The sequence below is a fragment of the Sphingomonas parva (ex Maeng et al. 2020) genome, assembly GCF_004564275.1.
GTDB lineage: Bacteria > Pseudomonadota > Alphaproteobacteria > Sphingomonadales > Sphingomonadaceae > Allosphingosinicella > Allosphingosinicella parva.
This window is the reverse complement of the sequence record NZ_SPDV01000020.1, coordinates 52104-78508: the sequence shown is the minus strand read 5'-3', so window position 1 is coordinate 78508 and position 26405 is coordinate 52104. Positions and strand designations below refer to the sequence as shown.

The following is a 26405-nucleotide window of genomic DNA, read 5'->3' as shown; positions in this document are numbered from 1 at the left end:
GCCGAGGGCTCGAGCCTGATGCGAACCAAGCTCGTCCCGGTACCTCCCCCGGCGGTGCTCGAGCAGCGGATTCGCGATCTGCTCGCCGCCCGGACCGCCGCAGCGACGCCCTGAGCATGGCGGCACCCTGGCGGGATGCGCTGAAGCGCGGGGGAGCGAAGCTCCCGGCCGAGACGGCGGTGGCGCCCGCTGCTGGCACCGCGCCGCCGAGCGCGATCGATCCGGCGGCCGTGTCCCCGAAGCTCGCCGCCCTCATCAGGGAACGCGAGGCGCTTCAATCGTCGATCGCGGCGCTGCAGGGCGCCGCCGCATCGGCCGGCCCCGATCCGCGCTTCCCGGTGACCTCGATGCGCGAGCGCCGCGCCGAGATCGACCGCTGGCTGCAGGGTCGCGAGGCGCGCCGGGCCGAGCGGCCGACGCCTTCACAACCGCAGCAGACCGCCGTGGATCGCCGGCAGGCGCGACCGGCCCGACCCTCGACCGCGGAGCAGGTGCGGTCCATCGCCGGCCGGATGCTCGGCGGGCTCGATGCCGCCCGAGAGGCCGCGCCCGTGCCGCCGCCGCTCCGCGCCACGCCCGGCGAGACTCCCGCCAGCGCGCTCGCTCGCCCGGTGCGGGAGCGGCCTGGCGAACCGATGCCCGCCTTACGGCCGACACCCGGCGAAAGCGCCGGTGGCGGCGCGCCCCCTCAGCTGCGCGCGACGCCGGGAGAGAATGTCCGCAGCCGCCGGCTTCTCGATGCCGTTCAGAGCTTCGAGACTGCCCGCGACGCCGCCCGTGCCTTCGCCGAGAGGGCCGAGGCGCCCGTCGAGCGGCCCCGCCGCCGAACAAAGCAGGATTCGGCCGACAGCGGCATGCTCGACCGGGCGTTCGATCGATGGGAGAGCCTGCGCGACAAGCCTCGGCAAGCCGAAAAGATGCTCGACAGGGCACGCCGCGCCATTCCCGACGAATGGGCGGAACGCGCCCGCCGCGCCGTCCCGGCCCTCGGCAAAGGCGACGATTACGATCGCCGGATGAAGAAGCTGCTCGAGGTCGCGGTCGGCACGGTCGATCAGGTCAGCGAACAATCGGATCGCATGCGCAGCCTCGCTCGCGACGTGCGTGAGCTCCGCGCCGCCGACGAAGCGAATGACGAAGCGCGCCGGGATCGTGCGATCGAGCGGCTGCGAGCCAAGCGCGAGGACGGCGGCTGATGGCGACGGACACCCGCTTCATGGGCAACTCGATCGAGGAATTGCTCGTCGCCATAGCGGAGGGTGTTCGCGAGGCGCAAAGCGCGCTCGACACCGCTCCCCAGTTTGACGGCAACGGGCGTCCGCTGTCGACCTACCATCTCCCCTTTCTCGATTTCACGATCAGAGTCGAGATGACGACTCAGACGGATAGCGGCGGCAGGCCGGTCGCCTTGCTGATCGCCGCGCCGAAGAGCTCGACGACGAGCGGCACGCAGAGCCAGGTTTCCGGCCGCCTCATTGCGGTGCCCCCCGGCGAGGGCCTCCCGGTGCCGAGGATGAGCGTATCGACCGGAGGAAATATCGGCGGGGTTGCGACGATCAGCGTCAAGGTCACCAACAGCGCCGGAGAAACGCTCGCAAATCAGCCGATCGAGCTCAACATCGACACGGCCGCCTCCACGACGCTGTCGACGGCCCGGGGCGCGTCCTTCTCCCGCCTCCCTGGGACCCGGCTCGAGGCGGCGGTGCTGACGACGGGAAGCGACGGCGTGGCGACGACGCGGCTGCTCATCGATCCCCAGCAAAGCGCGCGCCAGGTGGTGGTTGTGAACGCGACCCTCGGCGTGGCCTCGGCGCGTGGAGCAATCCCGCTGGAGGAAGTCGGATGACCCAGATCAGCTGGGCGCTCCGCCTCCTTGCCGCCGATGGATCGCCTGCCGCCGGGATTTCGATCCAGCTTCAGGTGTTCGACCTTGCGGGCGGCTGGAGGCGCCTCGCCGACGCGGCGACGGCGAGCGACGGCACGATCCGCGGCAAGGCGGACGACGGCACGGCAAAGCCGGTCACCGCGCCGATGCTCCGGCTCGTCGAGACGGCCCGCCCTGCCGCAATACTCGGTGGCGTTCCGACGCTCGCGGCGGCAGGCACTCCTCCGTCGCTGTCTGCCGACTTCGGCGACATCGTCCACGTCCCCGCGCCGGCGCGAGCCGAACCGCGCACGGCCCCGAAGCGTGCTACTCTCGGCAAGCTGGCGGTCGAGGAGGTTGGCACGATTGCCGGGGTCGCAGCGCCGGTCGCCGCGGCCCTTCCCTCGGCGACGGCGTTCCGGGATGTCGAGGCACGACTTTCCCAGCGCGAGCTCGACCTCAACCGAGTCACCGGCGAGCGCGATTCCCTCGCTGACCGGGTCGCGGCTTTCGAGCCACGGCTTGCCGAAAGCGAGAAGAAGCTCGCGGAGCGGGAGCTCGATCTCAAGAAAGTTACCGGCGAGCGTGACGCCTTGGCCGGCCAGCTTGCGACCTCGCAACCACGCCTTGCGGAGAGCGAGAAGCGGCTGACGGAGAGCGAGAAGAAGCTCGCCGAGCGAGAGCTCGACCTCAAGCGGGTGGCCGGCGAGCGAGACGCGCTGGCAGGGCGGCTGGCCGCTTCCGAACCCCGGCTTGCCGAGAGCGACAAGCGACTTGCCGAGCGCGAGCTCGACCTCAAGAGGGTAACCAGCGAGCGCGATTCGCTGGCAGGGCGGCTGGCGGCGTCGGAACCCCGGCTCGCGGAGAGCGAAAAGCGTCTCGCTGCGCGAGAGCTCGACCTCAAGCGGGTGACCAGCGAGCGCGACGCCCTGGCGGGGCGGCTGGCGGCGTCGGAGCCGCGGCTCACGGAGACCGAGAAGCGTCTCGCCGCGCGAGAGCTCGACCTCGATCGCCTGACCAGCGAGCGCGACGCGCTGAACGGCCGGCTGGAGGCGTCCGAAACGAAGGTTGCGGACAGTGAAAAGCGCATCGCCGCCCTTCAGCAGCAACTCGCCGACGCCGTCGCAAAGCCGACCGGCGCCCGTGAGACCCTTGGCACCACCTTCGGCACGATCGGCACGACGACGTCGGCGCCTGTGAGCCTCGGGGACTTCGCCACCAAGGTGGGCGGAGAGATCGGCAGCGCACAGACGGCGCTGAGGGCCACCGGCTTCTCCCTCGGATCAGTCCAGATCACCGCAAGGACGGTGGTCGAGGGCGGATCGTCGCTGGTCTTCCCCGACACCGAGACCTTGAAGACGGTGGTCGCCGGGAGCCTGTCCGACATCAAGCTTTCGTTCGAACCGACCCAGACCGCGGAAGCGAGCGAGGGCAGCGTGCAGGTTCCGGACATCCGCGATCTTACCGAAAGCGCCGCCCGGCGAGTCCTCGCCTCGGTCGGGTTGGTGCTCGAGGTGAGCCACGGGCCGCTCGGCATGAGGGCGAACTGCGCGCCCGGCCAGGCGATGCTGCAGGCGCCGGGCCCCGGCACTACCGCGGCACGCGGCGCCACCGTCCTCGCCGTTTTCGCGCGGGGACCGGCATGAGGCAGGGGAGCACGACATGGCCGATCCGCTGAAGGACGTCATAAGCGATGGGTTCGTCGCCCCGTTAGGTGACGTCATCGCCGCCGTTGGCCGGGGAGTCGCCGACGCTCAGGCGGCACTCGATCAGGCCTCACTGCAGGCAACCCTCAGCCTCTATGAAACGGAGGGCGATGCCGCCACGACGCTGCTGCGCGAAATCGGCTACCGCCCGACGTTCTACGTACTCCCGGAGACCACCTGCGAAGTGCAGATGTCGATGCGTGTCGGCGGCAGCAGCGCCAGCGACGGCAGCGCCAATGCGCCGCCGGAGACCCCGCGCCTGCTCCAGGCCAAGGCCTATGCGACCCCGGTCGATGCCAGCTTCGCCAACCGGTTCGGCTACGAGGCCTCGGCGAGCGCGAAGCTCACCTTCAAGATCGTACCGGTGCCGCCGCCCCTGGCGCTCGACGAGCGACGCCCCGTGCCGGACCTGCTCGGCAAGAGCGTCACCGATGCCTCGGCCGCCCTCGCCCGGCTCGGCTTCGAGGCGGAGTTCCATTCGAACAAGGGCGAGGTCTTCTCGACGCCGCCGCCCGGCGGTACGATCGTCCTCGCCCAGTCGCCGGCCGCTTTGACCCTCGCGAAGATCGGGGAGATCATCGTCGTCACGGTCCCTCCGTGAGGCGAGGTGACAGAGAAGCGATAGGCGGCGTCCGATCCGCCCCCCTGAACAAGTCCGGCGTGCCTGCCATTGGGCAGCACGCGCCCGATCCCGCCCTGAGCGAGCTTTCCCTTCCCCGCGCTGCGCATCTCCCCTAGATCCTCCCCCTCGAGCAGGAGGGAGCCGCGCGTGATCGAGGTCAGCGCCTATCGCAGCGAGCAGTTCGCAGGCGTGCAGGCGCTCTGGCTGGAGGCCTTCCCCGACGATCCGCCCTGGAACAGCGCCGCCAATGCCATTCCCGCGAAGCTTGCCGTCCAGCCCGATCTCCTGCTCGTCGCGTCGGATGGGGACGCAGTGCTCGCCACGGTGATGGCGGGCTATGACGGCCACCGCGGATGGCTCTATTCGGTCGCGGTGCGGCGCTCGCACCGCCGCAGCGGCCTCGGCACGCAGCTGATCGCCGAGGCCGAGCGGCGCCTGAAGGCGCTCGGATGCCTGAAGATCAACCTCCAGGTGCGGGCGACCAACGCCGCGGTCGCCGCCTTCTACAGGCGGCTCGGCTACGAGGTGGAGGAGCGGGTGAGCATGGGCAAGCGCCTCTAGCACCGCTCGGGCCGCTCCGTTCATTCCGGGTGCAGCCGGGGCTCGACACCTTGCGTGGGGGAGGTGGAGCATGTTGGCACTCGCGATCGCATTGGCTCAGCTGGCCGTTGTCTCGGTGACACCGTCGACGCCGGAGATTTCCGTCGTCATCCTCGGCAACAGCGAGAGCCGCGAGCGCCTCGAGCCGCTGCTCGAACGCCTTTCCGGTGCGCATTATCGGTCCGAGCTCGCAGGAGGCATGGGCTACGCGGGCTGCGTCGCGCCGTGGCGCGGCGATCGGACGCAGACCGACGGATGCATCCAGTCGCGGCTTCCGCGCGGTCGACCGACGATCGTGCTCAACACCTATGGTCCTACCGATCGGACCGGCACGACGGTTTACTGCATCGGCTCCGGCGGCTCGGCCGAAATGACCCTGCGTCCGAAGAGGACGGCCCGGGACGGCACCGAACTGCAAGCGTGCCTGGATGGCGCGGCGCCAGGCGAGGGACTTGCGCCGCCGGCCATCTATGGCGTTCGATACACGGAAGAGCTCGAGATCGCCGACGCCGAGGAGGCGCGGGCGCACGCCGCGAGCGTGCTCGCCATCGCCGTCGACCACGTCGGCGTCCCGCGCGGCATCCGCGGCCATTGCCTGATTCAGGGACGCGTGGTCGGCGTCGTCCGCGGCGCCGGACTGACGCCGCGCGGGCTCATCGATCTCGCCCTTCCCTGCGACGCCGGCCCTGAGCGCGACACGCCGCGCCGGATCTCGACGCGGGAGCTGGCGGAGGGCTCGTTCGGCGAGGTTTATCTCGACGATCGCCACGTGCTGCTCGATTATCGGCGGGTGGCAAGTCCCGCCGAATGATCACTCGAGAGCGCTGGCTGCGGCGCGAAGACCAGATCGACGCCAGCAAGTTCGTACCGCCGGAGCCGCGACGGGTCCACTATCGGTGTCGGCACGCGGCAGGCCTCAGGTCCCGGCGGCGTAGGAATCCACGCGGGCGACGTGTGCCGCTTTCTCGTCCTCGCTCAGGAACGACCCTAGGAAGGAATTGCGGGCGAGGGTGACGAGCTGCTCGCGATCGAGCCCGCGCGCCTCGGCGGCGGCGCCGAAATTGTCGTTCACATAGCCGCCGAAATAGGCCGGATCGTCCGAGTTGATCGTGACCCTGAGCCCCGCGTCGAGCATCCGGTCGATCGGATGCTCGGCCATGTCGCCAACGACGCAGAGCTTGAGGTTGGACAAAGGGCAGACAGTCAGCGTCATCTGCTCCCGCACCAGCCGCTCGATTAGGCCAGGATCCTCGAGCGAGCGATTGCCGTGGTCCAGCCGGTCGACCTTCAGCAGATCGAGCGCCTGGTGGACATATTCGGGCGGCCCCTCCTCCCCGGCATGGGCGACCCGCTTCAGTCCGAGCGCGGCCGCCGCCTCGAACACGCGCGCGAACTTCTCCGGAGGATGGCCGAGCTCGGAGCTGTCGAGCCCGACCGCCTCGATCCTGTGCAGCCAGGGCTCGGCCAGGCGCAAAGTGGCGAACGCCGCCTCCTCGTCGAGGTGACGGAGGAAGCAGAGGATCAGCTTCGAGCTGATGCCGTGGCGGGCCTGCGCCTCGTCCATCCCGGCGGTGAGCCCGCGCATGACCACGTCGAACGAGATCCCGCGGTCGGTGTGGGTCTGGGGATCGAAGAAGATCTCCGCATGGACGACTCCGTCGGCCGCGGCGCGATCGAAATAGGCGGCGGCGAGGTCGCGGAAGTCCTCCTCGGTGCGCAGGACGTCGGCGCCCTGGTAATAGATGTCGAGGAAATCCTGCAGGTTCGAGAAGGAGTAAGCGGCGCGGACCGCTTCGACGCTGTCGAACGGGATCTCGACGCCGTTGCGGCGCGCCAGGGCGAACATCAGCTCGGGCTCGAGGCTCCCCTCGATGTGCATGTGGAGCTCGGCCTTGGGCAAGCGGGCGATGAAGGCGGACAGATCGGTCATCCCGGCAGCCTAAGCCGGGTCGCGGCGGCCTGGCTAGAGGCTGCGTGGGTCGTTCGGGGAAGCCCCCAGAGATCCTCGAAGCCGGCGACATAGGTCTCCATGTGAAAGGCCGGCGCCGCAGCGAACGAGGCGCGGACGTGCTCCCGCGCCGGTCCGGCGAGCGCGGCAACGATGGCATCGACCCAGCACTCGTCCGGGGCATGAGTGGGCACCAGGCGAATGCCGTCCGCACGTTGGGCGATCTCCCGCACGCCCGGAAGATCGGAGGCGACCACGGGCGTTCCGACGGAGAGGGCCTCGAGGACGACGCCCGGCAGTCCCTCCCACTGGGACGGCAGCAGGAGCAGGTCCGCGCCGCGCAGCGTGTCGAGCGGCGTCCTCGTCGGACCGCTCAACTCGATCCATTCCGCTTCGGGAGACGCCGCGATCCGTCTTCGCAGTGCGTCGACATGCTCCTCCTGTCCGGGGCCGACATACTCAAGGATGACAGGAAGGTCGGGTGCCCGGCGGCGCAGCGCCTCGAAGATCGGGACGGGACGAAGATGGTTCTTCTGCGGATGGATCCGCGCCAGGACGAGGATGCGGCGGCGGCCGGCGCGGCCGGCGGCCGCCGCCTGGGGGGCCTCGGCTGCAAGCCCGCGGTAGATCGTTCGCCATTTGCCGTCGGGGCGCCAGATCTGCGCCCGGCAGGCGTCCGCGACGCCGACGAGATGCGTGGAGAAGGCGCGGGCGAGGAGGAGGCCGACCTGCGCCTTGAGGCGGCCGACGAGGCTGGTCCGGCCGTCGACCGTCGTACTGAAATGGCAGATGCGGTCAGGAATGCCGCAGAGGAAGGCGGCGAACAGCATGAAGCCGTTGGTGGTGCCGATGCAGGTGTGGACGATGTCCGGCCGCACCTGCCGGCATACCTGCCAGAAGTGCCGCAACGCCGGCCATCCGGTATAGCCGCGGATCACGGACACACCGAGATCGACGAATTTCGCATCGAGGGGTCCGCGCCGCTGCGACTGGACGTAGAGGTGGATGGGGAGCGACGGGTGCCGTCTTCTCAGCTCGGTGAACAATTGGAGCGACCGCATCTCGGTGCCGCCGATATCCAGGGCCCCCAAAGTGTAGAGGATGGTCGGCTGCCGTGCGGCTCGGGCCGAATCCGATCGGCTCATGCTTGCAGATGCTCCGCCTTGCGCATCGTCACCGCCATCAGTCCGAGGTTGCGGAGCGCGCCCTGGAGAAGGGCGCCGTGGCGAAGCAGCGTCCGGAACCGCTGGCGCCGCTTGAGCGACCAGAGATCCGCGACCACCCTCGTGGCGGCGCGCTGCTCCTCGGTCATGTCGATGGCGAAGCGGTCGAGCAAGGCGCCGGCCTGGTGGCTGTAGCGCGCGACGGTCGCCTGCTTCGCGGAAGAGAAAAGGGTGTCGCATACCCGCCTCGCGATCGCCGGGGTCGACCAGCGCGCGACGCCGACCTCGTTGGCGCCATGCTGCCGATAGAGGATCGTCGATTCCGCGACGAAGCGGATGTTGCCGTGGATCGCCGCCGTCAGGGCGAGCCAATGGTCGTGCCAGGTCGCCTCCGGCGGGATCGGCCGGGCCCGCTCGTAAAGCGCCCGGTTGGCCATCGCCGTGCAGCCCGTGGCGACGTTGGTGAGCAGCAGGCGTTCCAGCCGGTTCTGCCGCGGATCGAGCCCGGCATAAGACGCATAGGAAGGGTGCACGACGCGCAACGCGGCATCGGTGACGACGAGATCGGTGTGGACCAGGGCAGGTCGTTCGGCCCCATATTCCTGCTCCAGCGCCTGCATCTGCCTCAGGGTGAGGGCGATCTTGTTCGGCAGCCAGACGTCGTCGTGATCGCAGAACAGCACGTGATCGGCGGAAACCGCCTCGATCAGCCTGGCGAAATTGCCGAGATAGCCGGCATGCTCCGAATAGCCGAGCAGCCTGATCCGCTCCGGATGGCGCCGGACGAAGCTGTCCACAATGGCGCGCGTCCCGTCGGTCGACGCGTCATCAGCCACCAGGATAGTGAAATCCTCGTGGGTCTGCGACAACAGGGAGTCGAGCAGGTCGGCAAGAAAGCTCTCGCAATTGAAGGTCGCGAGCGCGACCTCCACCGTGCAACGCCTGGTCACGCCTCCTCGACCTCCACGGAAAAGAGTTCGGCGGCCCGGGGGCCTGACGCGGACAGGAGGCGGCAACCTCGCCCGCGAACCTAGCAGGACCGCGACAGGCGTGGAAGTCGCCGGGCCGCCGACCTTCTCATGCCCGGCCCCGTCTGATATCCATCGCCGGTGTTCAGCATCGTCATTCCAGTCTGGAATGCACGCAAGACGATCCGGCGGACCGTCGAGAGCGTCTTCACCCAAACCTATTCCGTTTTCGAGCTGGTGATCGTCGACGACGGCTCGAGCGACGGCTCCATCGCGGCGATTGCCGACCTGACGGATCCACGATTGCGATTGCTGCTTCGCCCGAACGGCGGCGCGGCTGCGGCACGGAACACCGGCGTGCAGGCTGCCGAAGCGGAATGGATCGCCTTCCTCGATGGCGACGACGTCTGGCTGCCCGGACATCTCGAGGAGCTCGACCGCATTCGAGCGGCGTGTCCGCAAGCGGATCTGATCGGCACCCGGTTCCTCGACAGCGATCTGCAGGGGCGCTTCGATGTGCCCGCGCAAGCCGCGGCGAGGATCGGCACAATACGCTATTTCGAAGAAGTGGGCGCCGGCCGGCGGCCGTTCTGGATCGGGTCCTGCGCGGTGCGGCGTCGAGCCTGGCAGGCGGTCGGCGGCTTTCGGGCCCGTGTCCCGGGAGACGACAGCGACTTTCTCGTCCGTGTGGCGCTTGACCACGAAGCGGCGGCGTCGACGCGCAGGACCTCCGTTTACATGCACGGCACCGGCGGCGACATAGAGAGCCGCATCGAACGCTGGCGTCGCGGCGGACCGGTCACGGCGGTTGTGACGCCAGGTGATATCGCCAGCTGTCTCGATGTGCTGCTCGCGCGTGAAAAGGATGTGGGTGCGGACGCCATGCCGTCCGGCACCGACGCATTCGTGAACTTTTACGTGCGCTCGCATCTTCGCACGGCGCTGCAGGTTCACGACATCACGACCGCGCGGACGGTGCGCCGCTTCTATCGCGGCCATTGCGGATGGCGTGACCGGCTCCTGTTTGGAGTAGCCGCATTGCCGGTGCCGCTGCTGAGGTGGATTTACCGGCTCGCGAGACCGATCAGACGCTCGCTGTTCGGCATCCGGCAGCCCGTCGCGGCCGGTCCCGATCGGGCGCGGGTACGAAGACTCCCTTGTTGATCGCTGGTGTGTTATGTGTATAAGACACTGGATCAAGGAGCAGGGGTAATCTCAGCATGACCAGCACGATCCGATTCACCGGCCTCACCACGCTCGCCGCGCTCTGCCTGGCCTGCTCGGCGCAGGCGCTCGCCGCGCCCGCCGATCTCAAGGCCAGAGCGGATGCCTTCCTGCAGAGCGCCTACCCGGTGGATGGGCCCGGCGCGGCGGTGATCATCGTGGAGCGGGGCAAGACGGTCTACGCCGGCGGTCGCGGTCTCGCGGACGTCGCCGGCGGCAGGCCGATCGGGCCCGACACGGTCTTCCGGCTGGGATCGATCACCAAGCAATTCTCCTCCGCGGTCCTCCTCCAGCTGGCCGACGAGGGGAAGCTCTCCCTCGACGATCCGATCTCCAGATACGTCCCCGGCCTTGCCGAACCGGGCGCGAGCGCGACCGTGCGCCAGGCGCTGAACCATACCATTGGTGTCCAATCCTACACCGCCATTCCCGGGTGGATGCGCGAGGAGAATACGGCCCGGGCGCGCACGACCGACGAGATGATCGCGCTGTTCAAGGACCTGCCGTCGCCGACCAGGCCCGGCGAGGCGTGGGCGTACAACAATTCGGGTTATGTGCTGGTCGGCGCGATCATCGAGAAGGTGACCGGCAAGCCGTGGCACCAGGTGGTTCGCGAACGGATCGCCGCCCCGCTCGGCCTCGAGACCATTCGCTACGGAGTCGAGGAGCCGACCATCGCCAGCATGGCGACCGGCTACACGCTGCGGGAGGAAGGCGTCGCCCCCGCCGTCAGGATTCACATGAGCGTACCCCATGCCGCCGGCGCCCTGGTCGGCACGGTCGGCGATCTCGCGGCCTGGGGACAGGCGCTTCACCACGGAAAGGTGCTGAAGCCGGCGAGCTACGCGGCGATGATCGCTCCCACCAGGCTTCCGAACGGCGAAACCGTGCCGTACGGCTTCGGCATGGGAACGGCCGAGCTGCGCGGGCGCCAGGCGATCGGCCATGGCGGCGGGATCTTCGGCTTCACCACCGACAGCACCTATCTGCCAAAGGACGATCTGTTCGTCGCCGTCTTCACCAACAGCGACAAGCCCGCGACCCATCCTGGGGTTGCGATGCGGAGGCTCGCCGCGCTCGCGCTTGGGGAACCCTATCCCGAATTCGCCAAGGTAGACGTTCCGGCGGCGGCGCTGGAGCCGCTGTTCGGCAGCTACACGATCGATCCCGCCAAGCCCGACGCCAAGGCCGAGCAGCGGCTGTTCTACGCCCGCGACGGCAAGCTCTACACCAAGCGCAGCGGCGCGCCCGAGCTCGAGGCATTCGCCGCCGGTGGCGACCGGTTCTTCTACGGTCCCAATTCCCTGACCTGGTTCCGCGTCGCCCGCGACTCGTCCGGTGCGCACGTCCTCGAGATGCATGACCAGGGCGAGGACAAGATCGAGCGGGCGGTTCGCAGCGGCCCGGTGCCGGCCGAGCCGAAAGCGGCCGCGGTCCCGCGCGAGGTGCTCCAGCGCTATCTCGGCCGCTACGCCATCGGGGCGGCCCATGGCACCATCGCCTGGGGCAAGGGCGACAGCCTGACCATCCAGCTCGCCGGCCAGCCGGCGCTGCCGCTCAGGGCGGTGAGCGAGACCGAGTTCGATGTTCCGGCGGTCGACGCGCGAATTGCCTTCGAATCCGAGAACGGCGCGGTCGCACGCCTGGTAATCGACCAGGGCGGCCGCAAGATGGCCGCGGAGCGGGTAAAGGAAGACGTCGAGAAATGAGCGGGAGCACCCGGCGGGCATTCTGATGCAGGCGGCCCACCCTGCAGGTCAGCGCCGCGACATGTCGCCTGCCACGCCTCTCCGAGCCGAACCGGAAGCAGTGCATCGCCGCGTCGATTGAAGATACCTTACGGATGACGGCATGACGTCATTCGTTAACTTGTTGACGATTTGAAGTTATCTGCTTCACGTTGAAACAATTACAGGTCCGTGCTGTTGTACACCTTTGAGGAACAAGGTGCACCGATGCCGGCTTCTGTTTCCAGCGCGACCATGATCGACCGTCCACGCCGGACGGGCGCGCGCACGATGCTGATCATCGACGACGAAGCCTCGGTCGCGCAGACGCTCGGCCGCGCCGCCGAAGAATGCGGCTGGCGGCCGCGGCTGACCGCCACCGGCGAGGCGTTCCGCGCCGCCTATCGCGCCGAGCCGCCGGCCGTCGTGATCATCGACCTTGCCCTGGTCGGCACCGACGGCATCGAGATCCTGAAGTTCCTCGCGCAGGAAAAGAGCGAATCGCTGGTGCTGATCGCCAGCGGCTTCGACCGGCGCGTGGTCGAGGCGGCAATGCGCTTCGGCACCGAGATCGGGCTCGACATCGGTGGTGCCCTGACCAAGCCGGTCCTGGTGGAGGATCTGAAATGCGCCCTCGCCGCGGCGGGACGCTGAGCGGCCGACCGGCGATGCGCTGCGCGGCAGGAGCGGACGATGCGCTGGCCGATCGGCTCGGCGAGGCGATCGCCGCAGGCGCGCTGTCGCTCGAATACCAGCCCAAGATCGACCTCGAATCCGGCGCGATCGCCGGGGTGGAGGCGCTCGCGCGCTGGCACGAGGACGAACTCGGCCCCGTGTCCCCGGCCACCTTCGTCGCGGTCGCCGAACGGCACGACCTCGTCGATCGCCTCACCGATTGGCTGCTGCGCGAGGCGCTCGCCCAATGGTCCGCCTGGGAGCGGGAGGGGCATCAGGTCGGCCTCGCCCTCAATCTCTCCGCCATCAGCCTGCGCGACCCCGGGCTTCCCGATCGGCTGGAGCGCATGTGCGCGACGGAGGGAGTCCCGCCCATGTTCCTGACGATCGAGATCACCGAGAGCGCGACACAGGAGCTCGTCCCGCTGCTCGACACGCTGACCCGGATTCGTCTCAAGGGCATGGGACTGGCGCTCGACGATTTCGGCACCGGCTATTCGTCGCTGCTCCAGCTTCGCCAGCTTCCCTATTCCGAGCTCAAGATCGATCAGGCGTTCGTGCGGGAGGCGACGATCTCTCGTGAGTCGCGGTTGATCATCAAGGCGCTGATCGACCTCGCCCACGGCATGGGCCTCTCGGCGACGGCGGAGGGCGTCGAGGATTTCGAGACGCTGTCGCTGCTCCGGGAATGGGGCTGCGACAGGGCGCAGGGCTATCTGATGTCGCGTCCGCTCCGCGGTCCGGATCTGCCGTCGTGGATCGCTCGATCCTGTGCGAGGTGGCGGCCACCCTGCCTCGGCCAGCCCGACCGGCTCGGTGCGCTGGGGCCGCTGACCGCCGGCTGACGAACGGCGCGCCGGCGCCCGCCCGTCAGGACGCCATTCGCCACTCGATGTTGCGGCCGTTGAGCTTGTGAAAAAGGGCGTCCAGCCGCTGCTGGAGGTCGACCAGCGAGAAGGGCTTGATGATGTAGCCGTTGACGCCGAGGGCTTCGGCCTTGCGGATGACGTCGTTCTCGGTGACGCCGCTCAGCATGATGAAGCCCACCTTGCTGAGCTTCGGATCGTTGCGGATCGCCTCGAGCAGGTCGAGACCGTTCATCACCGGCATGCTATAGTCGCAGATGACGATGTGGATGCGTTCCTCCAGCACCCGCGTCAGCGCTTCGAGCCCGTCCCGCGCCTCGAACACCTGCGTGAGGCCGACATGCTGCAGCGATCGACGGATCAGCCGGCGCATCCCGCTGTCGTCGTCGACGATCATGATCCGGATGGCAGAGGCTGGAATCATGCGTCGCGGTCCTCGCTCTTCATGCGATCGACCCTATGTCGGCCGCCCTGGAGACCGGGTTAGCCCCCAAATCTTAACTGTCGGTAGCGAGGCTCACGAAGCTTTGCCGATAGCATGTGCGTAACGACATGCGGCGGGCGCCCGCCCGCCACGTCGCAGCGTGGCGGGCGGGGCTGTTCCTCAAACGAGGAAATCGACCATGAGGGTGTTCAGCATCTCGGCCGCGCCGCTCGGCAGAACGCCGATCGCGTCGTCACCGTCGCCGAACGCACCCGGCGAGACCATCGAGAGGCCGTTCGCCGGCATGATGTCCAGCGTCACCGTGGCCGTGCTCTGAAGGCCGGTGTCGTCCTCCACCGTGTAGGTGAAGCTGTCGGTCCCGGTGGGTCCATAGGCGCTTCGGTCGGCCGCGGTGTAGACCAGGCTCCCGCTCTCGGCATCGAAGCTGAGCTGGCCGATGGTCCCCGTCGCGTCGATCGAGACGACGCTGAGCCAGTTGCCGGAATCGGGATCCACGTCGTTGTCGAGCATCGCGGCGTAGAGGTTGGCGCTCGGCAGCCCTTCCGTCACGCTGAACGTGTCGTCGATCGCGGTGGGAACGTCGTTCGTGCCGCTGATCGTGATGAACACCCGTCCCTGGTGGAGGCCGCCGCTGGCGTCGGACACCGTGAAGGTGAAGCTGGTGTGCACCGAAGGCATGTCGCCCCACATCGGATCGAACCAGGGGTGGCTGGCCGTGTAGATCAGCACGCCCTCGCTCATCGCATCGTCGACGATGCCGATCGTCCCGGTCGTGTCGATGCTCTCGATGCCGACACCCGGACCGAATTCGCTCGCGGCGAGCGACAGGATCTCGTCGACCAGATTGTCGGAGGACATATCCTCGGCAACCCAGATCGGCGCGATCAGCTCGTAGGGGGTGGTGACCAAGATCACCGCGGTGCCGGTGGTGGTGGCGCCGGTCTCGTCGGTGATCGTGTAGGTGAAGCTGTCGGTCGCCGTCTCGCCGTAGTCGAGCTCCAGGAACAGCATGTCCGGATCGTAGATCACGCGGCCGTCCTTGCCGAGATACAGCCGGGCTCCGGCCGCGGATTCATCGTCGACGCCGCTGAGCTGCAGACCCTCGCCGAAGTCGTTGTCGAGCAGTCCGTCGATCTCGACCGCGCCTTGGTAAGCCACGAAGGCGAGAGCATCGTCGTTCGCGACCGGCCCTTCGGGCGCCGGCTCGTCCTCGCCGGTGATGGTGAGAGTGACGGTCGCCTGCGACAGCGCGCCATGCTCGTCACGCACGCTGTAGGTGAAGCTGTCGGTCGCGATCTCGCCGGCGGCGAGATGCTGGAAGGCAGTGCCCGGATCGTAGGTGACCTGTCCGGCGACGCCGATCTTCACCTGGCCGAGCGTGCCATGGGTGTCGACGCCGTCGAGGGTCAGCGTCGCGCCGGCATCGGCATCGGCATCGTTGGCGAGCAGGTTCAGCGTGACGCTTCCGTCCTCGCTCACCGACGCATCATCGGCGGCCGCCGTCGGTGCGTCATTGGCGCCGGTCACGGTCACGGTGACGGTCGCGCTGGACGTCGCGCCCGCGGCGTCGCGCATCGTATAGGTCAGCGTCTCCGTCGCGCTCTGGCCGGCCGCGAGCGACTGGAAGAAGGCGCCCGGCGTGTAGGCGACCTTGCCGTCGATCACCGCGGCGCTGCCGTGCGCCGGATTGGCGCTGACCGAGACGATCGCCTTGCTGTCGCCGGCATCGACGTCGGTATCGTTGGCCAGAACATCGATCGTTGCGCCCGAATCCTCGGAGACGACGACGCTGTCGGCGATCGCGGCCGGTCCGTCGTTCGCGCCGGTGATCGTGACGGTGACCGTCGCCGTCGACGTCGCGCCCGCGGAGTCGCGCATCGTGTAGGTCAGGGTGTCGGTCGCGGTCTGGCCGGCGCCGAGCGACTGGAAGCCTGCGCCGGGCGCGTAGGAGATCTTGCCGCCGACGATCGAGGCGGTGCCCAGCGTTCCGCTCGTGCCCAGCGAGACGATCGTCTTGCCGTCGCCGGCATCCGGATCGCTGTCGTTGGCGAGCACGTCGATCTGGATGCTGCCGTCCTCGCTCACGCTCGCCGCATCGGCCCGCGCCGTCGGGGTGCGGTTGATCAGCTCGCCGGCATTGTAGGTGCGGCCTTCGAGCAGGAAGTGGAAGCGCTCGACATTCTGGACGATATCGGTGCCTTCCGAGATCCAGCCGCCGCGCAGATCGGTGATGCGGATGCGCCCGTCGGAGAGCGACTCGATTCGGAAATCGCTGCGGCGGCCGGCCAGCACCATCATGTCGGTGCCGCTGCCGCCGTCGATCAGATCGTTGCCCGCGCCGCCGTAGATCGTGTCGTCGCCGGCGCCGCCGTCGATATCGTCGTCGCCGCCGAAGCCGAACAGCAGGTCATTGCCGCCCATGCCGTCGATTCGCTCGTCCTTTTCCCCGCCGATGAGGAGGTCGCTCCCCTCCTTGCCCTTGATGCGCTTCATTCAAGATTCTCCTGGTCATTTCGAGGCGAACCGCCGCCCATCGGCGGCCCGCCCACGGCGGCGGTTGATGACCCTGGGGTGTTGCGACGGGACGTCCCGGCAGGCTCAACTTGGTATCGATTGTATGGCGGAACCTCGCTACATTCCGGCCGCGAAGCGCACAGGCTTCGGCCAGGTTGGGGGACCGGATGGAGGCTGCAGGAACGCAGGAGGGGCGCAGCTTCGCCGATCAATTGCCAGTGATCTGCTGGACGGCCGATGCCGAGGGGCGCCTAACCTGGCTGAACCGGCGCGGCCTCGATTACGGCGCCGACGACGGTTTCCGGCCGGTGGCCGAGGCGATCAGGGCGGCGCGCGGCACTCCGTTCAGCCGGACCATCGACCTTCCCGGCATCGGCGGCACGCTCCGCCCCTTCACCGTCTCGGCCAAGCCGGTACGCGGGGAAGGCGAGGCGCTTTCGCACTGGATCGGAACGTGCTGCGAGATCCATGAGGACCGGCGGGTCACGCGGTCACAGGCCTTCCTCCTGCGGCTCGGCGACCGCATCCGCGAGGAATCCGATCCGGAAGCGATCCTCGCCATCGTGTCCGAGGCGGTCGGCCGCGAGCTCGGCGCGGACCGGGTGGTCTACGCGACGATCGACATGGACGAAGGAGTCATGCACGTCGGCCGCGACTGGCGCGCGGCGGGGCCTCCGCTCGAGGCGCACGATTTTCCGATGTCGGCCTATCCCGAGGACTATGTCACCGCCCATTCCCGCGGTCAGCCGCTCGCGTCTGACGATCTCGCCGACGATCCCGGAGTCTCGGGCCCGATGCGCGAGCGGTTCCTCGCCGCCGGCGTTCACGCCTTCCTCAGCGTGCCCCTGGTCAAGCGCGGACGGCTGTGCGCGGTCATGGCGGCGCAGCAATTCATGCCGCGCCAGTGGCGGGAGACGGAGCTGCGGCTGCTCACCGACGTCGCCGACCGGACCTGGGCGACCCTCGAACGCGCCGACGCCGATGCGGCCCTGCGCAAGAGCGAGGAGATGTTCCGCACCGTCACCGAGGCGCACCCGATCCCGGTGGTGATCGCCGACGAGAACGGCATCGTGCTCGGCAACCCGGCCTTCTTCGAGATGATGGGCGTCGAGCAGGGCGCGCTCGGCGCGATCGATCCGCGCGGATGGACCGCGGGCGGCTATGGCTGGGAGAAGTTCATCGAGATCGTCCGCGCCAATCCGCGCATCGACAATTACGAGACAAACATGGTGCGCCACGGCGTCCGCTTCCCCGTCGCGGTGAGCTGGCGGCACATCGTCTACCGAGGCGAGCCTGCCGTCATCTCCTCGATCGTCGATCTCACCGAGCGCAAGCGGGCGGAGGAGGAGCTCGCCCGCTCGCGCGAGGCCTTGCTCCAGGCGGAGAAGCTGACCGCTTTGGGCAGCCTGCTCGCCGGAGTCAGCCACGAGCTCAACAACCCGCTCTCGATCGTCACCGCCCAGAGCGCCTTGCTCGAGGAGATGGCCGAGGGCTCGCCCCTCGCCGCCCGCGCCGAGAAGGTGCGCCGTGCGGCCGAGCGCTGCTCCAAGATCGTCCAGACCTTCCTCGCCATGGCGCGGCAGAAGGAGCCCGAGCGGCGCAACGTCGATCCGGCGGAGGTCGTCCGCGCTGCGCTCGATCTCACCGAATATCCGCTGCGCACCGCCGGCATCGAGGTGCGGCTGGAGATCGGCCCCGATCTTCCCGCGCTCCACGCCGATCCCGACCAGCTCCATCAGGTCCTCGTCAACCTGATCGTCAATGCCCAGCAGGCGCTGGAAGAGCAGAAGGCGCCGCGCCGGCTGATCGTGCGGGTCCGCCGCTTCGACGGCGGACGGCTCGGCATCGAGGTGCAGGACAACGGGCCCGGCGTTCCGGAGGAGATCCGCCGGCGGATCTTCGAGCCGTTCTTCACCACCAAGCCGCAGGGCACCGGCACCGGTGTCGGCCTCAGCTTCTCGCTCGGCCTGATCGAGGCACATGGCGGCCGGCTCGAGCTGATCGAGGGCGACGGCGGCGGCGCGTGCTTCCGGATCACGCTCGACGCGGCGCCGCCGACGCCGCAGATCGTGGCGATGCCGGCCCAGCCGCCGGTCCCGAGCGCGTCGCGCGGCACGGCGCTGATCGTCGACGATGAACCCGACGTCGCGGAGGTGCTGGCGCTGATCGCCGAGCGCGCCGGCTATCGGGTCGACATCGCCGCCGACGGCCTCGTCGCCCAGGCGCTGATCGGCAAGTGCGACTACGACATCATCGTCTCCGACCTTCGCATGCCGAAGCTCGACGGACCGGCGCTGTACGATTGGCTGGCGCGCGAGAAGCCGCACCTGCTCGCGCGCATCGGCTTCGTCACCGGCGACACGCTCGGCGAGGCTGCGGCGCGCTTCGTCGCGCGCTGCGACCGGCCGGTGATCGAGAAGCCGTTCACCGGCGAGAGCGTCCGCCAGCTTCTCGCCGCCCTGGCGCAACCGGAAGAGCCGGTGGTGCAGAAGATCAAGGCAGGACCGGCAGCATGAGCAGCGTACAGATTGCGGCGGACGCGCCGCCCCATATCGCCGTCGTCGACGACGAGCCCGACCTGCGCGACGCCGTGGCGACCTATCTTCGCGCGAACGGCTATGAGGTGAGCGAGGCCGATGGTGGCGAGGCGCTGCACACGCTGATGCGCGAGCGGCCGGTCGATCTTGTCGTGCTCGACGTCAACATGCCGGGCGAGGACGGGATCACGATCGCCCGCCAGCTGCGCAGCCGCGGCCCCGTCGGCATCGTGATGCTCACCGCCAACACCGAACTGGTCGATCGGGTGACCGGCCTCGAGGTCGGCGCCGACGATTATGTCGGCAAGCCGTTCGAGCTGCGCGAGCTGCTCGCCCGGATACGCGCCGTGCTGCGCCGGCTGGAGACGGCCGAGGTCGCGCCCGCGACGATGGGCTCCGAGGTCCGCTTCGGCCGCTGCATCCTCGATCTCGAGACCGGCAAGCTCCGCACCGAGGATGGCGCCGACGTCCCGATCACGGCGATGGAGCACGATCTGCTGGCGATCTTCGCCCGCAATCCGAACAAGGTCCTCTCGCGCCACGAGATCATGGCGATGGCGCACCACAAGGAGATGGGCGCGTTCGACCGCTCGGTCGATCTTCGCATCGTTCGTCTCCGCCGCAAGATCGAGGCCGATCCCAGGCTGCCGCGCGTGCTCAAGACGGTGCGCGGCGGCGGCTATGTGTTCGCGCCCGCGGAGAGCTGATCTCGGCCCCGCGGAGGCATTGCGTTGCGAGATGCTACCGTCCTAAGTCACCGAACCTCTACGCGGAGCCGTATCCTCATGAAGATCAAGCTTCTCCTCCTCGCGTCCCTCGCTCTCTCGACGATCGCTCCGGCCCAGCAGGCGGCGCCGCCGGCCGGCGGCGACATCCCGGCCGAGTTCAAGCCGCCGATCGAGAATCGCGATTATGTGAAGCGCGAAGTGATGATCCCGATGCGCGACGGCACCAAGCTGTTCACCGTCATCGTCTACCCCAAGGGCATCACCAACGCCCCGATCGTCCTCACCCGCACCCCCTACAATGCCGCGGGGCGGGCGAAACGGATGGACAGCCCGCGCATTCTCTCCACTCTGCCGCTGGCCGACGAGATGTTCGTCAAGGCCGGCTACATCCGCGTCTATCAGGACATCCGCGGCAAATACGGCTCCGAGGGCGACTATATCGTCACGCGCCCCCCGATCGGCCCGCTCAACAAGACCAATGTCGATCACGTCACCGACGCCTGGGACACGATCGACTGGCTGGTCAACAAGGCCAATCTGCCGGAATCGAACGGCCGCGTCGGCATGATCGGCTCCTCCTACGAAGGGTTCACGGTGGTGAACGCCCTGCTGAAGCCGCACCCGGCGCTCAAGGTCGCGGCGCCGGAGAGCCCGATGATCGACGGCTGGATGGGCGACGACTGGTTCCATTATGGCGCCTTCCGCCTCGCCAACATCGCCTGGATCGGCGCCCAGACCGGCTACAAGGGCGAAGGCAAGGCGCCGCCGACCGGCGGCTATGACGATTACGACAATTTCCGCCGGATCGGCTCGGCGGGCGAGTGGGCGAAAGCCTCCGGCTATGCCCAACTGCCGTTCTGGCAGAAGATGGTCTCCCACCCGGCCTATGACGAATTCTGGCAGGGTCAGGCGCTCGACAAGATGCTCGCCGCCAACCCGTCCAACGTGCCGACGCTCTGGGAGCAGGGCCTCTGGGACCAGGAGGACATGTACGGCGCGATCACCGCCTGGGAGACGCTGAAGGCCAAGGGCAAGATGGGCAACAACTTCCTGGTGATGGGCCCGTGGCGGCACAGCCAGATCAATCGCGAGGGCCGCGAGCTCGGCGCCTTCAAATGGGACGGCGACACCGCCGCCCAGTTCCGCGAGCAGATGGTCCTGCCCTTCTTCAACCAGTATCTGAAGGACGGGCCGCCGGTGCAGATGCCGGCCGCGACGATCTACAACACCGGCGAGAACCGCTGGGATCGCCTCACCACCTGGCCGCTCGCCTGCGAGCAGGGCTGCGAGGCGCCGCTGAAGCCGATCTACCTCCAGGCGGACGGCCGGCTCGGCTTCGACCGGCCGGCCATGGGCGACGATTCCTACGTCTCCGATCCGGACAAGCCCGTGCCCCATCTGCCGCGGCCGGTGAACTTCAACGACGGCCGCTGGGGCGATTGGCTGGTCAGCGACCAGCGCCACGCCGACGGCCGCACCGACGTGCTGACCTATCAGACCGAGGTGCTGACCGCCCCGGTGCGCGTGTCCGGCGCGCCGATCGCCGACGTCTTCGCGAGGACGACCGGCACCGACGGCGATTTCGTCGTGAAGGTGATCGACGTCTATCCCGAGGAGGTCGCCACCGACACCAAGATGGGCGGATACCAGCTGCCGATCAGCCTCGACATCTTCCGCGGCCGCTACCGCGACAGCTTCGAGAAGCCGACCGCGATTCCGGCGGGAAAGACCCAGCGCTACCGCTTCCGCCTGCCGACGGTGAACCACGTCTTCCAGCCGGGGCACAGGATCATGATCCAGGTCCAGTCGAGCCTGTTCCCGCTCTACGACCGCAACCCGCAGAAATACGTGCCGAACATCTTCCTGGCGAAGAAGAGCGACTATCAGAAGGCGACGGTGACGATCGAGCGCGGCGGCAACGCGGCGAGCGCCGTCTGGCTGCCGGTGGTGCCGGTCGACCAGACGGCGGTGACGGTGAAGTAATCTAATCCTCCCTGTCGCCGTTAGGCGATGGGGAGGGGGACCAGGCGAAGCCTGGTGGAGGGGCCGGGGGTTTGCGCTTCTACCCGGCCCCTCCACCGCGCGATGCGCGGTCCCCCTCCCCACGCGCTGCGCGCGCAGGGAGGATTGAAACGCCTTATTCCTCGCGCTGGCCGGTGAAGGTCAGCAGCAGCTGGAACAGGTTGACGAAGTTCAAATAGAGCGAGAGCGCGCCCATGATGCCGAGCTTCTCGGCATGCGGCGTGCCCGCATAATGGAGATAGTCCGATTTCGCCCGCTGCGTGTCCCAGGCGGTGAGGCCGGTGAAGACCAGCACGCCGACCAGCGAGACCACCATCTGCAGCGCGCTCGAGGCGAGGAAGATGTTGACGATGCTGGCGATCACGACGCCGATCAGACCCATGAACAGGAAGGTCGAGACCTTCGTCAGGTCCCGCTTCGTCGTATAGCCCCACAGGCTGACGCTGAGGAACATCGCCGAGGCGATGAAGAAGGTGCGGGCGATGCTCGCGCCGGTGAAGACCAGGAAGATGCTCGCCATCGACACGCCCATCACCGCCGCGAAGGCAAAGAAGGCGAGCCGGGCCGAGCCGACGCTCATCCGCTCGATCCTGAACGAGAGGAAGAAGACGAAGGCGAGCGGCGCGAACATCGCCACCCACTTCAGCGGAGTGCCGAAGATCAATGCGGTAAGGGCGGGCGAGCTCGCTACCAGGAAGGCGACGAGGCCGGTGACGACCAGGCCCAGCCCCATGTTGTTGTAGATCGCCAGCATGTGCTGGCGGAGGCCGGCATCGAACGCGGCACGGTCGCCGACGCCCGTCCGAGGATGCGCAAAGGGAGTATTCAAGGCCGTTCTCCATCGAAATTGCTTCGATCGGGTCGGCTTCGGGAGGGAGGGCGTAGGCACCTGAACCTGCATCGAGCTAACCCGATGCGGTCCGACATCACGAGCGTCGAGGAGACGCCCGCCAGAGGGGCCCGGTCCGCACCACAGATGTATGCGGAGCGGTGGGCGAGTTCAAGATCAGAAGATCCTCCCCGCTCGCGGGGAGGGGTCCGCCGCGCGAGCGTGGTGGAGGGGGTTCATTGGGGCTCGTGCGTGTGAGAGATGTCTTCGAGCGGTGGCTTCGCGATCGGTCGCCCTCCCCGCACAGCGGGGAGGATTAAAGCCCCACGTCCTCGAGGCTGAGCAGCGTCGCGTTGCCGCCGGCGCTGGTCGTGTCGGTGCTGGTCACCCGCTCGGCGCAGAAACGCGGCAGGTAATGCGGCCCGCCGGCCTTCGGGCCGGTGCCCGACAGGCCCTCGCCGCCGAACGGCTGCGAACCGACGATCGCGCCGATCATCGAGCGGTTGACGTAAAGATTGCCGACCGTCGCCACCTCCTCGACCGTCTCCGCGGCGCGGGCGATGCGGCTGTGCAGGCCCATGGTGAGGCCGAAGCCGGAGCGGTTGACCCGCTCGACCGTGGCGGCGAGCTCGCCGCTCTTCCACGTGGCGACGTGGAGCAACGGACCGAACCATTCCTTGCGGACGTCCTCGATCTGGTCGACCCGGATCAGCGTCGGCGGCACGAACAGGCCGTTGTCCGGCGCCGCGATCGTCTTCAGCCAGCGACCGCGCATCGCTTCGCGATGGCCCATCAGCCGCTCATAGGCACCCTGGTCGATGACCGGGCCGACGTCGGTGCTGGGAAGCGCCGGATCTCCGACGATCAGCGTGTCCATCGCGCCGGCGAGCATCTCCAGCGTCCGCTCGGCGATCTCCTCCTGCAGCAGGAGCAGGCGCAGTGCCGAGCAGCGCTGGCCGGCGGAGCGGAAGGCGGAGGTGACGACGTCGACCACCACCTGCTCCGGCAAAGCGGTGGAATCGACGATCATCGCGTTGATGCCGCCGGTCTCGGCGATCAGCGGCACGATCGGCCTTTCCTCGTCGTCGAGCAGCGCGCGGGCGATCCTCTTGGCCGTCGCGGTGGAGCCGGTGAAGGCGATGCCGGCGATGCGGCTGTCCTCGACCAGGGCGGCGCCGAGATCCGGCCCGCCCGGCGCGAGGATCAGCACGTCCTCCGGAATACCGACGCCGTGGGCGAGGCCGACGGCGAAGGCGGCGATCTCGGGGGTCTGCGGCGCCGGCTTGGCGACCACCGCATTGCCGGTGACGAGCGCGGCCGCGACCTGCCCGAGGAAGATCGCCAGCGGGAAGTTCCACGGCGCGATGCACACCCAGACGCCGCGACCGTTCATCCTCAGCACGTTGCGTTCGCCGGTCGGCCCGGGCAGCTCGATCGGCTGCAGGCCGGTGCGCGCCTGCTGCGCATAGTAACGGCAGAAATCCACCGCCTCCCGCACTTCGGCGAGCGCGTCGGGAATCGTCTTTTTCGCCTCCTGGACGCAGATCCGCATCAGCGTGTCGCGCTCCTGCTCGAGCAGGTCGGCGAGACGGTCGAGGCAGCCGGCGCGATCCTCGATGCTCCTCGCATCCCACGTGGGGAAAGCAGCGAGCGCGCGCGACACCATCGCCTTGGCTTCGATGCCGCAATCGCTCCATTGCTCGCCCGCCGACGTGACCGCCGGCTTCGCCTCGAACGCCTTGTCGCCGCCGCTTACCACGCGCGCGACCCGGCCGAGCTCGGCGCGGTCCGAGAAATCCAGGCCTTCGCTGTTGCCGCGGCTCGGCTCGAACAGGTCCTTGGGCAAGGGGATTCCCGGATGCCGGCTGCCGCCCACCGCCGCGATCTTGGCAACCGGGTCCGCCAGGATCTCGGCGTCGCTCAGCCTTTCGTCGGCGAGCTGGTGGACGAAGCTGGAATTGGCGCCGTTCTCGAGCAGGCGTCGCACCAGATAGGCGAGCAGGTCGCGATGGCCGCCGACCGGGGCGTAGATGCGCGTGTGGTAGCCCTCCTCGCGGACGAGCTGCTCGTACAGGCCCTCGCCCATGCCGTGGAGGCGCTGGAACTCGAAGTCGCGGCTCGCGCCGGCATGCTCGAGGATGGTCGCGACGGTCAGCGCATTGTGGGTGGCGAAAGCCGGGTAGATGTTCCTCGCCGCCAGCATGTCACGGGCGCAGGCGAGATAGGAGACGTCGGTCGCCGCCTTGCGCGTGAACAGCGGATAATCGGGCAGGCCGAGCTCCTGGGTGCGCTTGATCTCGCTGTCCCAATAAGCGCCCTTCACCAGGCGGACCGCGATGCGGCGGCCGGTGGCGGCGCCGAGCGCATCGGCCCAACCGAGCACCGGCCGGCAGCGCTTGCCATAGGCCTGGACGGCCATGCCGAGGCCGTCCCAGCCGCGGAGCGCGGGAAGCCCGGCCACTGCCTCGATGATGTCGAGGCTCATCTCCAGCCGCTCGCTCTCCTCCGCGTCGATGGTGAAGGCGATGCCGGCGTCCTTGGCGAGGGTCGCCAGCGCCTCGACCTGCTCGATCAGCGACGGCACGCAGCGATCGTATTGCGCGACCTCGTAGCGCGGGTGGAGCGCGGAGAGCTTGACCGAGATCGAATGGCCGCGCTCGGCGACCCGGCCGACGGCGCGGATCGCCTGATCATAGGCGCGGAAATAGACTTCGGCATCGGCGAAGGTGCGGGCGGATTCGCCGAGCATGTCGAAGCTCGCGGTGAAGCCGCGGTTCTCGCGCTTGTCCATCCGGCCGATCGCCTCGTCGATCGTCCGGCCCATGACGAAGATCTCCCCCATCAGCCGCATCGCGGCGCCGACCGCCTGGCGGACGAACGGCTCGCCGGCGCGGGAGAGCAGCCGCTTGAGCGCGCTCGCCTGCTCGCTTTCGCTGACCAGCGCGCGGCCGATCACCAGACCCCAGGTCGCCGAATTGACCAGCTTCGAATGCGATTTGCCGGCATGGGCGCGCCAGTCCGCATTGCCGAGCTTGTCGGCGATCAGCGCGTCGGCGGTCTCCGGGTCCGGAACCCGCAGGAACGCCTCGGCGAGCGACAGCAAGGCGACGCCCTCCGAGGTGTTGAGCCGGTATTCCTGCAGGAACTGGTTCACCCAGCCGGAGGATTGGGCGGCGCGAAGATCGGCGAGCATCGCCAGCGCGCGCGATTCGATCCTGCGGCGCGCCTCGGGCGAAAGCGCCGCGTCACGCAGCAGGGGAGCAAGGACCTCGGGCTCGGGAGCCCGGTGAAGGCGGCGGATCGCTTCGCGATGGATCGGAGTCGGCATGGCGCAGGAATAGCCTGTCGCGAGCCGAAAATCTGACGTAATTTCGCGGGTCTCTGACGGATTTCCCGCAGATCCTTCGGCAAGAGGCGGATACAGCGAATTTCCCATGTTGAGCGAGACCGACAGGAAGCTGCTGCGCATCCTTCAGGAGGATGGTCGCATCACCAATCAGGAGCTCGCCGCCCGGTGCGGCATGTCTCCGTCCGCTTGCCTCGAGCGGATGCGGCGGCTGCGCGAGCGCGGCTACATCCTCGGCTACGCCGCCTTGCTCGATCCGGAGAAGCTCGGACAGCCGCTGCTGATCTTCATCGAGGTGACGCTGGACCGCACCACCGGCGACGTCTTCCGCGAGTTCGCCGAAGCCGTGCGCGAGCGGGCGGAGATCATCGAATGCCACATGGTGGCCGGCGGCTTCGACTATCTGCTGAAGCTGCGCATGCCCGATATGGGCACCTACCGCGTCTTCCTCACCACGCTCGCCGAAATGCCGGGGGTACGAGAGACGCGAAGCTACCCGGTGATCGAGGAGGTGAAGAGCGGAGTCGCGCTGCCCGTCTGAGGCACGAAGACGGGCACCGCCGCGAGCCGGCCAAAAAATTGCAGCGCCATCCCCGGCAATGCCGTAGCGTCGCGCTCGCC

At 68.4% G+C, this 26405-nt stretch carries 21 protein-coding genes; 14 read left to right on the top strand and 7 right to left on the bottom strand.

The genetic code is table 11. The annotated features are described in order from the left end of the window. The first annotated feature begins 116 nt into the window (after positions 1 to 116). The 6 genes from E2493_RS11945 (at position 117) to E2493_RS11920 (ending at position 5603) form a co-directional block, all read left to right on the top strand. Entirely contained in the window at positions 117 to 1196 is a 1080-nt protein-coding gene (locus E2493_RS11945) for a hypothetical protein (RefSeq protein WP_135087040.1), read from the top strand. Further along, positions 1196 to 1846: a hypothetical protein gene (locus E2493_RS11940; protein WP_135087038.1), complete on the top strand. Its 651-nt coding sequence runs from the start codon at positions 1196 to 1198 to the stop codon at positions 1844 to 1846. The genes E2493_RS11945 and E2493_RS11940 overlap by 1 nt, the downstream gene beginning before the upstream one ends. Next, positions 1843 to 3510, top strand: a complete 1668-nt coding sequence (locus E2493_RS11935) for a hypothetical protein (protein WP_135087036.1) — start codon at positions 1843 to 1845, stop codon at positions 3508 to 3510. Before E2493_RS11940 ends, E2493_RS11935 begins: the two co-directional genes overlap by 4 nt. Before the next feature lie 16 nt (positions 3511 to 3526). Then, positions 3527 to 4171 (top strand): PASTA domain-containing protein, encoded by a 645-nt coding sequence (locus tag E2493_RS11930; protein WP_135087034.1) that lies wholly within the window; start codon positions 3527 to 3529, stop codon positions 4169 to 4171. A gap of 168 nt (positions 4172 to 4339) precedes the next feature. Next, positions 4340 to 4753, top strand: coding sequence for a GNAT family acetyltransferase (locus E2493_RS11925; protein ID WP_135087032.1), 414 nt, complete (start codon positions 4340 to 4342; stop codon positions 4751 to 4753). Positions 4754 to 4823: 70 nt separating this feature from the next. After that, a complete protein-coding gene (locus tag E2493_RS11920) occupies positions 4824 to 5603 on the top strand; it encodes a hypothetical protein (RefSeq protein ID WP_135087030.1) in 780 nt (259 codons plus the stop codon). 105 nt (positions 5604 to 5708) lie between these two features. On the opposite strand, the gene E2493_RS11915 is transcribed toward E2493_RS11920, so the two are convergent. From E2493_RS11915 to E2493_RS11905, 3 genes are read right to left on the bottom strand one after another with little or no spacing between them, the layout of a single operon-like run. Beyond that, entirely contained in the window at positions 5709 to 6722 is a 1014-nt protein-coding gene (locus E2493_RS11915) for an adenosine deaminase (RefSeq protein ID WP_135087028.1), read from the bottom strand. Beyond that, the gene (locus E2493_RS11910; RefSeq protein ID WP_167737500.1) at positions 6719 to 7885 is read right to left on the bottom strand and encodes a glycosyltransferase family 4 protein; all 1167 of its coding nucleotides are present in this window, start codon (positions 7883 to 7885) and stop codon (positions 6719 to 6721) included. The genes E2493_RS11915 and E2493_RS11910 overlap by 4 nt, the downstream gene beginning before the upstream one ends. Beyond that, positions 7882 to 8853: a glycosyltransferase family 2 protein gene (locus E2493_RS11905; RefSeq protein ID WP_167737499.1), complete on the bottom strand. Its 972-nt coding sequence runs from the start codon at positions 8851 to 8853 to the stop codon at positions 7882 to 7884. Before E2493_RS11905 ends, E2493_RS11910 begins: the two co-directional genes overlap by 4 nt. A 159-nt stretch (positions 8854 to 9012) precedes the next feature. Between E2493_RS11905 and E2493_RS11900 the strand changes: the two genes are divergently transcribed. The 4 genes from E2493_RS11900 (at position 9013) to E2493_RS11885 (ending at position 13342) form a co-directional block, all read left to right on the top strand. Then, positions 9013 to 10035: a glycosyltransferase family 2 protein gene (locus E2493_RS11900; protein ID WP_135087022.1), complete on the top strand. Its 1023-nt coding sequence runs from the start codon at positions 9013 to 9015 to the stop codon at positions 10033 to 10035. A gap of 56 nt (positions 10036 to 10091) precedes the next feature. Continuing rightward, positions 10092 to 11804: a serine hydrolase domain-containing protein gene (locus E2493_RS11895; RefSeq protein ID WP_135087020.1), complete on the top strand. Its 1713-nt coding sequence runs from the start codon at positions 10092 to 10094 to the stop codon at positions 11802 to 11804. Positions 11805 to 12077: 273 nt separating this feature from the next. Beyond that, positions 12078 to 12476, top strand: coding sequence for a response regulator (locus tag E2493_RS11890; protein ID WP_225421426.1), 399 nt, complete (start codon positions 12078 to 12080; stop codon positions 12474 to 12476). Then, the gene (locus E2493_RS11885) at positions 12449 to 13342 is read left to right on the top strand and encodes an EAL domain-containing protein (RefSeq protein WP_135087016.1); all 894 of its coding nucleotides are present in this window, start codon (positions 12449 to 12451) and stop codon (positions 13340 to 13342) included. Before E2493_RS11890 ends, E2493_RS11885 begins: the two co-directional genes overlap by 28 nt. Before the next feature lie 25 nt (positions 13343 to 13367). Here the strand turns inward: E2493_RS11885 and E2493_RS11880 are convergent, their stop codons facing one another. Continuing rightward, positions 13368 to 13787, bottom strand: coding sequence for a response regulator (locus tag E2493_RS11880; protein ID WP_135087014.1), 420 nt, complete (start codon positions 13785 to 13787; stop codon positions 13368 to 13370). A gap of 180 nt (positions 13788 to 13967) precedes the next feature. Beyond that, entirely contained in the window at positions 13968 to 16301 is a 2334-nt protein-coding gene (locus E2493_RS11875; RefSeq protein WP_135087012.1) for an Ig-like domain-containing protein, read from the bottom strand. 188 nt (positions 16302 to 16489) lie between these two features. Between E2493_RS11875 and E2493_RS11870 the strand changes: the two genes are divergently transcribed. The 3 genes from E2493_RS11870 (at position 16490) to E2493_RS11860 (ending at position 21570) form a co-directional block, all read left to right on the top strand. Continuing rightward, positions 16490 to 18838, top strand: coding sequence for a hybrid sensor histidine kinase/response regulator (locus tag E2493_RS11870; RefSeq protein ID WP_135087010.1), 2349 nt, complete (start codon positions 16490 to 16492; stop codon positions 18836 to 18838). Continuing rightward, a complete protein-coding gene (locus E2493_RS11865; protein ID WP_135087008.1) occupies positions 18835 to 19566 on the top strand; it encodes a response regulator in 732 nt (243 codons plus the stop codon). Before E2493_RS11870 ends, E2493_RS11865 begins: the two co-directional genes overlap by 4 nt. 78 nt (positions 19567 to 19644) lie before the next feature. Beyond that, positions 19645 to 21570, top strand: a complete 1926-nt coding sequence (locus E2493_RS11860; RefSeq protein ID WP_135087006.1) for a CocE/NonD family hydrolase — start codon at positions 19645 to 19647, stop codon at positions 21568 to 21570. Between the two features lie 154 nt (positions 21571 to 21724). Here the strand turns inward: E2493_RS11860 and E2493_RS11855 are convergent, their stop codons facing one another. Further along, the gene (locus E2493_RS11855) at positions 21725 to 22363 is read right to left on the bottom strand and encodes a Bax inhibitor-1/YccA family protein (protein WP_225421427.1); all 639 of its coding nucleotides are present in this window, start codon (positions 22361 to 22363) and stop codon (positions 21725 to 21727) included. Positions 22364 to 22754: 391 nt separating this feature from the next. After that, positions 22755 to 25766: a bifunctional proline dehydrogenase/L-glutamate gamma-semialdehyde dehydrogenase PutA gene (gene putA, locus E2493_RS11850; RefSeq protein WP_135087002.1), complete on the bottom strand. Its 3012-nt coding sequence runs from the start codon at positions 25764 to 25766 to the stop codon at positions 22755 to 22757. A gap of 106 nt (positions 25767 to 25872) precedes the next feature. Between putA and E2493_RS11845 the strand changes: the two genes are divergently transcribed. After that, positions 25873 to 26325: a winged helix-turn-helix transcriptional regulator gene (locus E2493_RS11845; RefSeq protein ID WP_135087000.1), complete on the top strand. Its 453-nt coding sequence runs from the start codon at positions 25873 to 25875 to the stop codon at positions 26323 to 26325. Positions 26326 to 26405 lie beyond the last annotated feature (80 nt).